We start from the raw sequence: 12237 nt of genomic DNA on the forward strand, positions 1-12237 counted from the left end.
GCGTTGGGATTTCATGCAGGGGTACTCACAGGTTTGGTGCCAACAGCCATGATGTTGCCGACTCTGAGCGGGATCATCATCCCGGCCAGGCCGACGCGTTCAAGGCCCGTGAGCAGCAGTGACTTCAAGACGCTGGGCAGTGGCGTCAGGCGGACCCAATAGCGCAGCGGATAGGCGTTGCGGATCGAATCAACGCGCACGTGCTGGAATCCGTTGGATTCAAGCAGCGCAGCAACGGCGCGATCGCTGAACAACTGCAGGTGCTCGACATCGATGATGGGCGAGCGAAGCCCCAACAGACGGTTCAGCGGGGCCCGCCAATTGTGCACGACCACCGCCAGCTTACCGCCAGGTTGCAGCAGGGTATGTGCCGAACGGACCAGGTCACCAGGCTCTGCGACATGCTCGAGGGTCATGAACGAGCACACCAGCGAGATAGACTGATCGGCAAGAAGATCGGGGTCGAACATGGCTTCGACCAGCATGGGCCTGACATCCTCGGGTGCGGCGTCGATCGCCGCACGCGACGGCTCGACGCCGATGACGGGAGCGAAGCCGGATTGCCGGAGGTAGGGCAGTAGTGGTCCGCTGCCGGCACCCACGTCAACCGCGCCGCGTCGGTGCGCAAGCTGTTGCAGATGCGGCGCCAGGGCATGCGCGTAACTGGCGGCTGCAGCCGCAGCTTCCGGAGTGGAATCGTAGGCGGCATCCGCATAGGCCTGCGACAGGAAGTCATGGCTGGGCGGGCGCGGAGCGAACACCAGGTCGCAGGCCAGGCAGCGCACCAGCCACAGACACATGAACTCCGGATCCTTGCGCGATGCGTAGGTGAAGTCGTTGACCCGTGATGGATCGAGCTTCTCGTCGGCGAATGCAACTGCGTCGCGGGCGCCACAGCCGGGGCACGGACGGTCCCGCGCCTGATCGAATTCAATAGGTGTGCTCATGATTCATTTCCGGGGGCAAGCACTCTGATTTCGCCATGGACGATCAGGTTACGGCGGATGAAGGCAGGGCGCGCCTTGGTTTCCTCGAAGATCTTGCCGATGTACTCGCCGAGCAAACCGATGCCGAGGATGCTGGCCGAGCCGAAGAACATCACCAGCAATGCGACGAATGTAACGCCGCGTGGTGCCAGTTCCGGGTGTAGCACGCGCACGGCAACACTGAACGCGGCAAGCAGCACTGTAAGGGCACAGGCGATGCCGCCGAACGCAGTCAGGAGATGCAGCGGAATGCGCGAGAACGAGAATATGCCCTTCTTGGCCCAGCCGATGTTGCGGATCCAGTTGTTGGTGCTGGTGCCGAACATCCGGTCGGGGCGTACGTAGTCCACGCCGACCTGGCGGAATCCGACGAAGGCGCGCAGGCCACGCAGGAACGCGTCGCGTTCTTTGCACTGCAGCATCCAATACACCACAGAGCGGTCCAGTAGCGAGAAATCGCCGGCATCCTTCGGAATGGGGACCTCGCTCATCGCCGCGAACACGCGGTAGAAAGCGCGGTAACAGGCCTCGAGCATCACCGGCATGTCGCGCTTCACGCGCCTGCCATAGACCACTTCAGCGCCCGCACGCCATTCACGGACAAAGTCCTCGATCAGCTCGGGCGGGTCCTGCAGGTCGCCATCCAGCAGTACACACGACGCCTTGCTGGCGTACTCCATGCCGCTGCGGAATGCCGCCTGCGAACCGAAGTTGCGCGAATGGGTGATGCCGATGACATGAGGGTCTTCGGCACTGATGCGCCGGATGACGTCGGCCGAGTCGTCCGGCGAGCAGTCATTGACGAAGATGATCTCGTAGTCGACGCCCAGGCGCTGGAATACGTCGGTCAGTCGCTGGTGCATCACTGGAATGGCCTGGGCATCCCGGTAGCACGCGATCACCGCCGATACGGAATTGCGTTCGGCCTGGCGCGGGGCTTTCTTGGTCAATTCGCCAAAGGTGCTGTGGCCCAGTTGCTCACGCCACCAGTCGACGCTGCGGCGCAGCCCATTCTCGAGGGTGATCCGAGCCTGCCAGCCGAGTAGGCGGGCTGCTTTTGCCGGGTTGGCGTACCAGTCGCTGAGGTCCCAGGCGCGTCCGGCCGAGGTGCTGAACTCTGGTGTGGCGGCCAGATCGAACTGGGAGACTGCCTGGGCTGCCAACGCGTCCAGCCGGGTCGAGTGCCCTGTGCCGATGTTGAAGGACTCGCCGGCGATCGCCGGTGACATCCGGGCGGCTGCCATCACGAAGGCGGCGACAACGTCGTCGACATGGATGAAGTCGCGCGATACGTCGGGGCGTGCAAACATCGGTAGCTCGCCGCGTGCGATGTGTGCGCAGAGATTGGGAATCAGGCGTGAGCTGTCCTCGTATGGGCCATAGACCGAGTACAGGCGCAGGTTGACGATTGGCTGATGCAGGACCTTGCCGTAGTAGCTGACGGCCTGGCTGCAGGCCGCCTTGCTCACCGCATAGTGGCTGTTGGGCAGCAGGGGCGCATCCTCGGCCGGGCCAGATGCATTGAGCCCATACTCCGAGGATGAGCCGGCTCGGATATAGGCCACCAGCGGTAGTGACTTGGCTTGTTCCAGCAGATTGATGAAACTGCTGTAGTTGGTGGCGTGGATGCGCTGCGCGTCATCTTCGAAGGCGTAGGCGCCGAACGAGGAGCAGTCGAATATGGTTCGTGGTGCGACCTTGCGAAGCAACGTCGCGACCGATGCGGGATCGTTGAGGTTGAGGTATGCCAGGTTGGCGGCATGTATGCCCTGCAGGCGCCATGAGTCTCCGGAGAACACAGTGCCCACCACATCGCTGCGCTGTGCGAGGCAGTTGCGCAGCAGGTTGGCACCGATGAATCCACTGGCTCCGATCACCAGGATCGGCCCCTCCAGGGCGGCGATCATCCGCTCCAGGCTCATGCGGTCTGCTCCTTCACCATCGCATGCAGCGATTCGGCATCAAGGCCGCACTCGCGGCGATGGAACTGCTGCGAGCCGAAACGGCCTGAAGGATAGCGCAGGGCGTGGCGGTGGATGAACGGGCCGACAGCATGGCCGGCAGTCAGCACGGCAGCGGCCAGCGACATGCCGAGACCTCCTTCGCGCACATGCTCTTCGACCACGTACAGTGGGCCGCCACGCAGCTGGTCGACCACGGTCTTCGGCAGCTGCCGTACATCCGGTTCAGTCACTGCCCACACCGCCGGCCGGTCGGCCACCGACAACTCTGCCAGCGCCGACCAGGCAACCCCCGCCATCGGCCCGAGCGCAGCCAGCACCCCGCGTTCTCCATGCAACAGCTGGCGCCATGCAGCATAGGGCGGTGCCTGGTGCCCCGCAGGGCGGGCATCATAGCCCAGCCGCAAATAGGTGGGGCGGCGCAGGTCCTGCAGCAGTGCGGGCAGATCCTCGTCGAACGCAGGAACTTTGACGTCCATGCCCAGCGCCATCATTGCCGCGCAGTCCTCCAGGGCATGATGGGTCGGACCCATGTGGCCGTAGGCGAACCCACCGCCATTGCCTACGAGGCAGACGGGCAGGCCAGGCAGGCAGACATCATTGCGGATCTGCTCGAACGGCCGTGCGTAGCAGAAGGGGGCGATGCTGTAGGCGAAAACGATGTTGCCTTCGCGGGCAAGGCCGGCTGCAACCCCGATCATGTTCTGCTCGGCGACGCCGGCATTGATGAAACGGCTGCCGAACACGTCCTTGACTTCTTCCAATGCCATGAATCCAAGGTCACCGGTGAGGAAGAAATGCTGTGGGGTTGCGCAGTGGGCAATGACTGCGGTGGCGAAGGCCTTTCTCATCGTACTGCGTCGCTCCCGAACGTAATCGCCTGCTCATACTCGGCTTCCGCCAACGGCAGGTAGTGGGATTCCAGCAGGCCTGCATAGTGGGTGCCAAGGCCCTTCACTGTATCCAGCACCAGTACTGTGGGCGCACCGGTGGCCGGTTGGTGGAGGATCTGCGCCAGGGTGTCGGGATCATGGCCGTTCGCGCGCTGCACCTGGGCACCGAAAGCCTGCAGGCGGGGACCCAGATCTGGGCAGGAAACGACATCCTGGGTACTGCCGAACCCTTGCAGACCGTTCTGGTCGATCAGCAGGGTCAGGTTGTCCAGGCGATGGTGAACGGCGAACGACAGAGCCTCCCAGCAGCTGCCTTCCTGCCATTCTCCGTCCGAGCATAGGCAGTACACCCGCCGATTCGAGCCCTGGTGACGTGCAGCCAGGGCCAGGCCGGCCGCAAGCGAGGGGCCGTGGCCAAGCGATCCTGTGGAGAACATCAGGCCGGGAATGCCACTGCCGCTGGGGTGGCCGGGCAATAGGCTGTCGTCCTGGCTGAAGGTTTCCAGATCCGCGTCGCTCAGGCGCCCCAAGCTCCAGAGTGTGACGTACAGCGCGCCTGCGGAATGGCCCTTGGAAAGAACGAAGCGGTCATCCTCCTGCATCACGTCGTGATGCAGGGCGATCAGTGCATCCAGGCAGGAAAGGTTGCCACCCACATGGCCAGACCGGGTCTGGAAGTGCATCTTCAGCAGGCGCGCGCGGGCCTGGGCTGCTAGAGCGGGTAGCCTGTTCACTGTAGTCCCACATTGCTTCAGTCGGGCAAGTATAGACGCGGGCAGGCGTGACATGACTCAGCTGCCCGTTCGTCGGACCGGACCAGGCAGACTGCCAGTCGGCCCCCAACTCAGCTCTCGGTCCGCCCGTAGGTATCCTCGAACCGCACGATGTCATCCTCGCCCAGGTAGCTGCCCGACTGCACCTCGATCAGTTCCAGCGGCAGCTTGCCCGGGTTGCGCAGGCGATGGGTCACGCCCAGCGGAATATAGGTGCTCTGGTTTTCGCTGAGCAGGATCACCTCATTGCCGCGAGTCACTTCAGCCGTGCCGCTGACCACGATCCAGTGCTCGGCGCGATGGTGATGCATCTGCAGGCTGAGCGTGCCGCCGGGCTTGACGGTGATGCGCTTGACCTGGAAGCGCTCACCATTATCGATTGAGTCGTAGGCACCCCAGGGGCGGTAGACCTTGCGGTGCCAGGTGGCTTCGCTGCGGCCTTCGGCCTTCAGCTTCGCCACCACCGTCTTGACTTCCTGCATGCGGTCGGCCTTGCCGACCAGCACCGCGTCATCGGTCTCGACCACGATCACGTCATCCAGGCCGACCAGTGCCACCAGACGCTGCGCATAGGCGTAGGTGTTGCGGCAATCGATGGCGATCACGTCACCCTGGTGGGCGTTGCCATCACCGTCCTGCTGCGAGACATCGCGCAGCGCGGTCCACGAACCGACGTCGTTCCAGCCGGCATCCAGCGGAATCACCACCGCATCGGCGGTCTTTTCCATCACCGCGTAGTCGATCGAGTCTGAGGGCACGGCGGTGAACGCATCCTTGTCCAGGCGGGTGAAGTCGGCATCGCGTCGGGCCTGCTGCCAGGCCTGGCGGCTGCTGGCCAGCATTTCCGGCTGGAAGCGTTCCAGCTCCTGCAGGTAGCGCGACGCCTTGAACAGGAACATGCCGCTGTTCCAGTAGTACTGACCGCTGCTCACGTAGCCGGTGGCGGTCTCCAGGTCGGGCTTCTCGACGAAACGCTCGACCGCACGCACACCCTGTCCATCAGCGGCTTTGATGTAGCCATAACCGGTTTCCGGGCCGGTCGGTACGATGCCGAAGGTCACCAGCTTCCCAGCGTCGGCGGCACTGGCCGCGGCCTGCACTGCACTGCGGAAGGCAGCTTCGTTGGTGATCACATGGTCAGAAGGCAGCACCAGCAGCAGTGCGTCGGCACCGTCACGGGTGGCTTCCAGCGCGGCCACGGCAATGGCCGGTGCAGTATTGCGGCCCACCGGCTCGAGGATGATCGCGGCCGGTTCGGCGCCGACCTGCTGCAGCTGCTCGGCAGCGACGAAACGGTGTTCTTCGTTGGCGATCACCAGCGGGCCATGCGCCGCCAGCGGGGCGACGCGTTGCCAGGTGGCCTGCAGCATGGTCAGCTCGCCCGCCAGCGGCAGGAACTGCTTCGGATACGCTTCGCGCGAAAGCGGCCAGAGGCGGGTGCCGGATCCGCCGGAGAGAATGACGGGCTGGATGCTGCTCATGCGGGCCTCGGTTACTGCTGGATCAGACGGGAAATTTCGTCGGTGCGCGCCTGCATCAACGCAGCGTCACCGCGCGCTTCGACGTTCAGGCGCAGCAGTGGTTCGGTGTTGGAACTGCGCAGGTTGAAGCGCCAGTCGCCGAAATCGGCGCTGATGCCGTCGGTGTGGTCCAGCGCGGGCGACTGCGCCGCGAAGTGCTCCATCACGCGCGCGACGGCGGCCTTGGCATCGTCCACCTTGAAATTGATCTCGCCGCTGCAGGGATAGGCGGCCATGCGGTCTTCAACCCAGTCGGCCAGCGAACGACCACTTTCGGAAACCAGCTGCGCGATCAGCAGCCACGGGATCATCCCGGAGTCGGCATAGGCGAACTCGCGGAAGTAATGGTGGGCGCTCATCTCGCCGCCGTACACCGCATCTTCGGCACGCATCTTTTCCTTGATGAAGGCGTGGCCACTCTTGCACTGAACGGGCACGCCACCGGCCTGCTCGACCATGTCCACCGTGTTCCAGACCAGGCGTGGATCATGCACGATCTTGCCGCCCGGATTGCGCGCCAGGATCGCCTTGGCCAGCAGGCCGACCAGGTAGTAGCCCTCGATGAAGCGGCCGGAATGATCGAAGAAGAAGCAGCGGTCGAAGTCACCGTCCCAGGCAATGCCGAAGTCTGCGCCGTGTTCGCGCACCGCATCGGCGGTGGCGGCGCGGTTCTCCGGCAGCAGCGGGTTGGGAATACCGTTGGGGAAGCTGCCATCGGGTTCATGGCAGATGCGGATGAACTCGAACGGCAGGTGCGGTGCCAGCAGGTCGACGATGGCACCAGCACCGCCGTTGCCTGCGTTCACCACCAGCTTCAGCGGCTTGAGCCTGCTGGTATCGACATAGCTGAGCAGGTGCTGGATATAGGCACTCTTGTCATGCTGGGCGACTTGGCCCGCGCGAGGCGGCTGGGCCTCGGAGGTGTCGGCGGCGACCGCATCGGAAATCGCGAACAGGCCGGTATCCGAGCTGATCGGTCGCGCGTTCTCCTTGACCAGCTTCATGCCGTTGTAATCCATCGGGTTGTGGCTGGCGGTGACCATCACGCCGCCGGCCGCACCCAGGTGGTCGGTCTGGAAATAGACTTCCTCGGTACCGCAGAGGCCGATGTCGATCACCTCGCGGCCGGTGCCGCGCAGGCCGGCCGCCAACGCGTCCTGCAAGCCTGCGCTGGTCAGACGCACATCATGGCCAAGCACCACCGGGCCGGGAGCGAGCTGCGCGGCCAGGGCGACGCCGATGCGGCGGGCCAGGTCTTCGTTCAGTTCCTCGGGCACGCGGCCACGGATATCGTAGGCCTTGAAGGCGGGCAGGGGCATCAAACCAGTCCATCAGGAAGAGAATCCCGATTATAGCGGGAGGGTCTGCAAACGGCGGGTGAGCCGGGGGCGGATCCCCCTGTGCCGGGGCGCAGGCGGGGGGCGGTCGCGGCTGGGCGGAACATGGCCAGCAGGCAGTTCGCTTACAATTGCGCGCTGAATACCGAGGGTGTGGCCTTTCGTGGCCACCGCCGATTGGCCTGCTGCTCCAGAAGGTTCGAGGATTGCTTTGAAATTCACTCACGATCAGAAGCGCGTGCTGGTGACCGGCGGTGCCGGCTTCCTGGGGTCACACCTGTGTGACCGCCTCATTGCGGCCGGCCATGACGTCCTCTGCGTGGACAACTTCTACACCGGCAGCAAGGCGAACGTGGATGGGCTGCTGGGGCACCCACGCTTCGAGCTGATGCGCCACGACGTGACGTTCCCGCTGTACGTGGAAGTGGATCGGATCTTCAATCTGGCCTGCCCGGCCTCGCCGATCCACTACCAGCAGGATCCGGTGCAGACCACCAAGACCAGCGTGCATGGTGCAATCAACATGCTCGGCCTGGCCAAGCGTCTGCGCGCGCGCATCCTGCAGGCCAGCACCAGCGAGGTCTATGGCGATCCGGAAATCCATCCGCAGGTGGAGGGCTACTGGGGCCGGGTCAACCCGATCGGTATCCGTAGCTGCTATGACGAAGGCAAGCGCTGTGCGGAAACCCTGTTCTTCGACTACTGGCGCCAGCATCAGCTGGAAATCAAGGTCATGCGCATCTTCAATACGTATGGCCCACGCATGCACCCCAACGATGGCCGCGTGGTCAGTAATTTCATCGTGCAGGCGCTGAAGGGCGACCCGATCACCATCTACGGTGACGGCAGCCAGACCCGTAGCTTCTGCTATGTCGACGATCTGATCGAAGGCATGCTGCGCCTGATGGATTCGCCAGCCGACCTCACCGGCCCGATCAATATCGGCAATCCGGCCGAGTACACCATGCTGGAACTAGCTGAAACCGTGCTCCGGCTGGTCGGTGGCTCGTCGAAGATCGAGTATCGCCCGTTGCCTTCGGATGATCCGCGCCAGCGCCAGCCGGATATCAGCCTGGCCAGGGCCGATCTTGGCTGGGAACCCAGAGTCGGCCTGGAGGACGGCCTGAAGGAAACCATCGCCTACTTCCGCCATCGGCTGCAGGCCTGAGGTGCCGACGATGCGCAAGATTGTGGTGATGCCGGTCTATGAGGACCTGGAAGCGTCTTCGAAGCTGTTCATCGAGCTCGCCCGCACGCAGGGGCCGGACACCTATGTTGTGGCTGTCGACGACGGCTCGGTACGGCAACCACTGCCGATCAGTGCCATCGAGGCCTCAGGACTGGAAGGCGTGGTGATCCGCCTGCGGCGCAACGTCGGGCACCAGCGGGCGATTGCCATCGGCCTGAGCTATGTGGCCGAACACTTTGATGGCGACAACATCGTCGTGGCCATGGATTCCGATGGAGAGGACACGCCTGAGAGCATCACCGCGCTGGTTGCCGGCCTGGATTCGGCCGATGTCGACGTGGTTGTGGCCAGCCGCCGGAGCCGGGTGGAATCGTTGAGGTTCAAGGCCTTCTACGTGGTGTACAAGCTTCTGTTCTCGCTGCTCAGCGGGAGGCAGATCAGTTTCGGCAATTTCATGGCAGCGAAAATGCCAGCGGTGCGCCGGTTGGCATCGATGCAGGAGCTCTGGATCCATGTTGCGGCCTGCGTGCTGGGGTCCAAGCTGCGCGTGCAGACCTGCGCGCTGGATCGGGGGCCACGCTACGCCGGCCGCAGCAAGATGAACTTTGTCGGCCTGGCCCTGCACGGGTTTCGCGCGCTGATGGTGTTTGCCGAGGATGTGCTGGTGCGCGTGGGCATCGCCTGCACCGTGGTGGCGGCACTGTCGATCACCGGCGGTGTCGTCGCAACCGTGCTGAAGATGCTGGGCTTTGCATCTCAGGGGTGGTTCTCGCTGGCATTCGGCATTCTGGTGCTGGTGTTCCTGCAGACGGCCGCACTGACCCTGATCATCCTCATGCTGTCGGGCATGATGCGCAGCGGTGGCGTGCTTGGCGTCGGCAGCTATCGTGAATTCGTCGACGAGGTCCTGCATGCCACCCGTCGTAGCGCGTAAGGACGCGCTGGCTGGCCAGTTCATTCGTTATGTGATCAACGGCCTTGCCGCCACGGCCGTTCACTACGGGGTGCTGCGCTTCAACATCGAGGTGCTGCACATCCCGCTCGCCGCGGCGGCCAATGCTCTGGCAGCGGTGTTTGGCATCATCGCCTCGTTCCTTGGCAGCCGCTATTTTGTCTTTCGCGGCAGACAGGGAAACGTGGCGCGGCAAGGCTCGTTGTTCCTGCTGGTCTATGCCGGCATCGCCCTGTTGCATGGGCTGGTGATGTACGTCTGGGCCGACCGGTTGCAGCTGGATTACCGTATCGGTTTCGTGCTGGCCACGGGCATGCAGATGACCATCAGTTTTGCTGCCAATAAATTCCTGGTGTTCAAATGAACAGATACCTGCGCGCCGTAGTGGCGACCGTCATCTTCGTGGTTGCCCTGCTGCTGGTCTACTACGTGCATATGCGCCACTTCCGGGTGAACGTGGTGCTGTACGCCAGTATCCTTGATGCGGTGATCGCCCTTGTGGTCGTGTTCGCAGGGCTGTATCTGCTGAAATGGTTCCGCGATTTCAGTCGTCTGGAGTTGATCCAGCTCGCGGCCATCTGGCTGCTGGGCGGCTACGTATTCGCGATCTCCGTACCCACAGTGATTGATCGGTCGCTGTCGTTCTACATTCTGGAAAAGCTGCAGCAGCGTGGTGGTGGCATCCGCGAGGATGCATTCCGCGAGGTCTTCACCGAAGAGTATGTGCGTGAGCATCATCTGGTGGAGGTGCGTTTGACCGAGCAGCTGCAGTCCGGCACGGTGCAGATCGATGGCGGCTGTGTCAGGTTGACAGCCCGGGGTGAGCGCTTGGCCTCATTCAGTCGCTTCTACCGGAAAAACCTGCTGCCGACCCATCGCCTGTTGATGGGCCAGTACACCGATGCGCTGACCGATCCTTTCCGCGACAGCCGGATGCCGACTGACTACCGTTGCCAGTAGTACGCGCGTCCTGGCATTCGTCCAGGATCCATCGCTTTCCCGTCCTTTCATGGAAGACATGAGTAACCTATCCGTTCGCAGACGCCCTTCGCCCTGGCAATGGGCTGCCGCCGCCTTGCTGGGCGTGTTGCTGGTCCTCGCCCTTGCTTCGGTGGCGCGCCGCTCGCACTTCGAAACCCCTCTGCTGCGCCAGGCGCTCGCTGAAGATGCAGGCTTTGCGGCGTCCGTACCGCGCGAGGTGGTGGATGCTCGTGAACTGATGCGCGCGCAGCGCGAGGATCTCTCGCCGTTGTCGCTTGGGCAGGGTCTGAAAGACGACCCGTTGCTGCAGCAGCGCATGTGGGAGGCGCTGTATCCGGCGCGCTTCAGCGATGCCGATACGCCACATCGCCTGCTGAAGGCGGATGACCCGCTGGCTGCCACCTGCCAGGTTCTCGACAGGAGGGGAAATGTCGTTCTTGCCAACTGCCGTTGAACTGGGACGCCGTGCGGCGCTGGCCATGCTGGCCTCGTTGCTGTTGTGCTATGCCCTGGCGGCCACAGGCCTGATGGGGTGGCCGGTGCTGGTTGCCTTCGCTATCTTCCTGGTCAGTGCCTTGCTGGCGCTTCCCGCGGTGCGTGATCTGCGCGTGTCGCCGTTGGTGCTGGTCGCCTGCGCACTGGTGCTGATCGCATTGGGCAGTCCCAGTGACGGCTGGGACCCGCGGTCGATCTGGCTGTTCCATGCCAAGCGCATCTTCCTGGAGGGCTCGCTGTATGCCCAGCTGGACGACTACGCGCCGTGGAGCCACAACGACTATCCGGCGCTGGTACCGTTGCTGATGGCCTCTGCCGCGGGCCTGCTGGGGCACTGGAACGAGCTGCTGCCCAAGGCTGTGGCCCCGTTGCTGCTGCTGCCTGCCTTGCTGTTGATCGCGCCTAGCCTGCGCTCGCGCTGGTTGGTGGCGCTGTTTGCGTTGTTGCTGCTGAGCACGGGCCGCGAGATGCTGCTCAACGGCTACATGGATGCGCTGGTGGCAGTCTATGCAGTCGCGGTGGTGGCAACCGCTGTCCGCGCCCGCACGACGGGCGGTAGGCCGCGTGCTGGTGAGCTGATCGCATTCGTCCTGCTGGTGGCCGTGCTCTCGATGCTGAAGAACGAGGGCGCCGTGCTGGCTGCCGTACTCACAGCATCTGTGCTGGTGGATGGCCTGTTGCGGGAGCGCCGCCTTGCTTGGCACATCGTCCTTGCCGTGCTCGTGGCCCTGTTGCCGCTGCTGGCATGGAAGCTGAGTGTGGACGGAGCGGGCGTTGGCAATGATCTGGCGGGTAGCGACATGAAGGGCCAGCTGCTCGCTCGCCTGGGCAGCGATGGCGGGAGTCAACTCATCCTCAAGCGACTGCTCCTGGATGCCTGGGTACTGGTTCCGTTGCTGTTGTTGGCAGTGTTCTGGCGACGGACGTTGCGCACGCCGGTGGCGATGACGTCGCTGCTGGCGGCGCTGGCTTACGCCGCGGTGCTGTTCCTCGTCTATCTCGGCACGCCGCATGACCTGGATTGGCACCTGCGGACCAGTGCGGATCGTGTCCGCCTGCCCGTGCTCCTGCTGTTGGCCTTCGCGATGCTGTCCGTGTTGGGGCCGCGCGCAACCCCGGTGGCTCGAGCCGAATGATGTCGCGGCGTTGG

General features: G+C 63.8%; 12 protein-coding genes. 6 read left to right on the forward strand and 6 right to left on the reverse strand.

The window, feature by feature from the left end:
• Positions 1-11: 11 nt before the first annotated feature.
• From AC3ITW_RS02615 to AC3ITW_RS02640, 6 genes are all read right to left on the reverse strand, one after another.
• Complete coding sequence (locus tag AC3ITW_RS02615; RefSeq protein WP_100467774.1) at positions 12-947, reverse strand: class I SAM-dependent methyltransferase; 936 nt, start codon at positions 945-947, stop codon at positions 12-14.
• Positions 944-2908, reverse strand: a complete 1965-nt coding sequence (locus AC3ITW_RS02620) for an NAD-dependent epimerase/dehydratase family protein (RefSeq protein ID WP_065722726.1) — start codon at positions 2906-2908, stop codon at positions 944-946. The genes AC3ITW_RS02615 and AC3ITW_RS02620 overlap by 4 nt, the downstream gene beginning before the upstream one ends.
• Positions 2905-3798 carry a transketolase family protein gene (locus AC3ITW_RS02625; RefSeq protein WP_065722727.1) on the reverse strand — a complete coding sequence of 298 codons (894 nt, stop codon included), beginning with the start codon at positions 3796-3798 and terminating at the stop codon, positions 2905-2907. Before AC3ITW_RS02625 ends, AC3ITW_RS02620 begins: the two co-directional genes overlap by 4 nt.
• Entirely contained in the window at positions 3795-4523 is a 729-nt protein-coding gene (locus AC3ITW_RS02630) for a 1-deoxy-D-xylulose-5-phosphate synthase N-terminal domain-containing protein (RefSeq protein WP_065722728.1), read from the reverse strand. Before AC3ITW_RS02630 ends, AC3ITW_RS02625 begins: the two co-directional genes overlap by 4 nt.
• A gap of 161 nt (positions 4524-4684) precedes the next feature.
• Positions 4685-6094, reverse strand: coding sequence for a mannose-1-phosphate guanylyltransferase/mannose-6-phosphate isomerase (locus AC3ITW_RS02635; RefSeq protein ID WP_065722729.1), 1410 nt, complete (start codon positions 6092-6094; stop codon positions 4685-4687).
• Between the two features lie 11 nt (positions 6095-6105).
• A complete protein-coding gene (locus tag AC3ITW_RS02640) occupies positions 6106-7452 on the reverse strand; it encodes a phosphohexomutase domain-containing protein (RefSeq protein ID WP_065722730.1) in 1347 nt (448 codons plus the stop codon).
• Positions 7453-7681: 229 nt separating this feature from the next.
• Between AC3ITW_RS02640 and AC3ITW_RS02645 the strand changes: the two genes are divergently transcribed.
• Genes AC3ITW_RS02645 through AC3ITW_RS02670 form a run of 6 tightly spaced genes read left to right on the forward strand, consistent with a single transcriptional unit; the run spans position 7682 to position 12223 of the window.
• Positions 7682-8638, forward strand: coding sequence for a UDP-glucuronic acid decarboxylase family protein (locus AC3ITW_RS02645; RefSeq protein WP_012509987.1), 957 nt, complete (start codon positions 7682-7684; stop codon positions 8636-8638).
• A gap of 10 nt (positions 8639-8648) precedes the next feature.
• On the forward strand, positions 8649-9593 hold the full coding sequence (locus AC3ITW_RS02650; RefSeq protein WP_012509988.1) for a glycosyltransferase: 945 nt from the start codon (positions 8649-8651) through the stop codon (positions 9591-9593).
• Positions 9571-9975, forward strand: coding sequence for a GtrA family protein (locus AC3ITW_RS02655; protein WP_004141946.1), 405 nt, complete (start codon positions 9571-9573; stop codon positions 9973-9975). The genes AC3ITW_RS02650 and AC3ITW_RS02655 overlap by 23 nt, the downstream gene beginning before the upstream one ends.
• Positions 9972-10571, forward strand: a complete 600-nt coding sequence (locus tag AC3ITW_RS02660; protein WP_004141949.1) for a hypothetical protein — start codon at positions 9972-9974, stop codon at positions 10569-10571. Before AC3ITW_RS02655 ends, AC3ITW_RS02660 begins: the two co-directional genes overlap by 4 nt.
• A 49-nt stretch (positions 10572-10620) precedes the next feature.
• Positions 10621-11046: a hypothetical protein gene (locus tag AC3ITW_RS02665; RefSeq protein WP_004141952.1), complete on the forward strand. Its 426-nt coding sequence runs from the start codon at positions 10621-10623 to the stop codon at positions 11044-11046.
• Complete coding sequence (locus AC3ITW_RS02670; RefSeq protein WP_012509991.1) at positions 11021-12223, forward strand: hypothetical protein; 1203 nt, start codon at positions 11021-11023, stop codon at positions 12221-12223. The genes AC3ITW_RS02665 and AC3ITW_RS02670 overlap by 26 nt, the downstream gene beginning before the upstream one ends.
• Positions 12224-12237 lie beyond the last annotated feature (14 nt).

Source organism: Stenotrophomonas sp. KH_052, from assembly GCF_057838755.1.

Coding starts and splice junctions, on each gene's coding strand:
- AC3ITW_RS02650 (WP_012509988.1), top strand. CDS start 8,649: ATGCGCAAGATTGTGGTGATGCCGGTCTATGAGGACCTGGAAGCGTCT.
- AC3ITW_RS02655 (WP_004141946.1), top strand. CDS start 9,571: ATGCCACCCGTCGTAGCGCGTAAGGACGCGCTGGCTGGCCAGTTCATT.
- AC3ITW_RS02640 (WP_065722730.1), bottom strand. CDS start 7,452: ATGCCCCTGCCCGCCTTCAAGGCCTACGATATCCGTGGCCGCGTGCCC.
- AC3ITW_RS02635 (WP_065722729.1), bottom strand. CDS start 6,094: ATGAGCAGCATCCAGCCCGTCATTCTCTCCGGCGGATCCGGCACCCGC.
- AC3ITW_RS02665 (WP_004141952.1), top strand. CDS start 10,621: ATGGAAGACATGAGTAACCTATCCGTTCGCAGACGCCCTTCGCCCTGG.
- AC3ITW_RS02620 (WP_065722726.1), bottom strand. CDS start 2,908: ATGAGCCTGGAGCGGATGATCGCCGCCCTGGAGGGGCCGATCCTGGTG.
- AC3ITW_RS02630 (WP_065722728.1), bottom strand. CDS start 4,523: ATGCACTTCCAGACCCGGTCTGGCCATGTGGGTGGCAACCTTTCCTGC.
- AC3ITW_RS02670 (WP_012509991.1), top strand. CDS start 11,021: ATGTCGTTCTTGCCAACTGCCGTTGAACTGGGACGCCGTGCGGCGCTG.
- AC3ITW_RS02625 (WP_065722727.1), bottom strand. CDS start 3,798: ATGAGAAAGGCCTTCGCCACCGCAGTCATTGCCCACTGCGCAACCCCA.
- AC3ITW_RS02660 (WP_004141949.1), top strand. CDS start 9,972: ATGAACAGATACCTGCGCGCCGTAGTGGCGACCGTCATCTTCGTGGTT.
- AC3ITW_RS02615 (WP_100467774.1), bottom strand. CDS start 947: ATGAGCACACCTATTGAATTCGATCAGGCGCGGGACCGTCCGTGCCCC.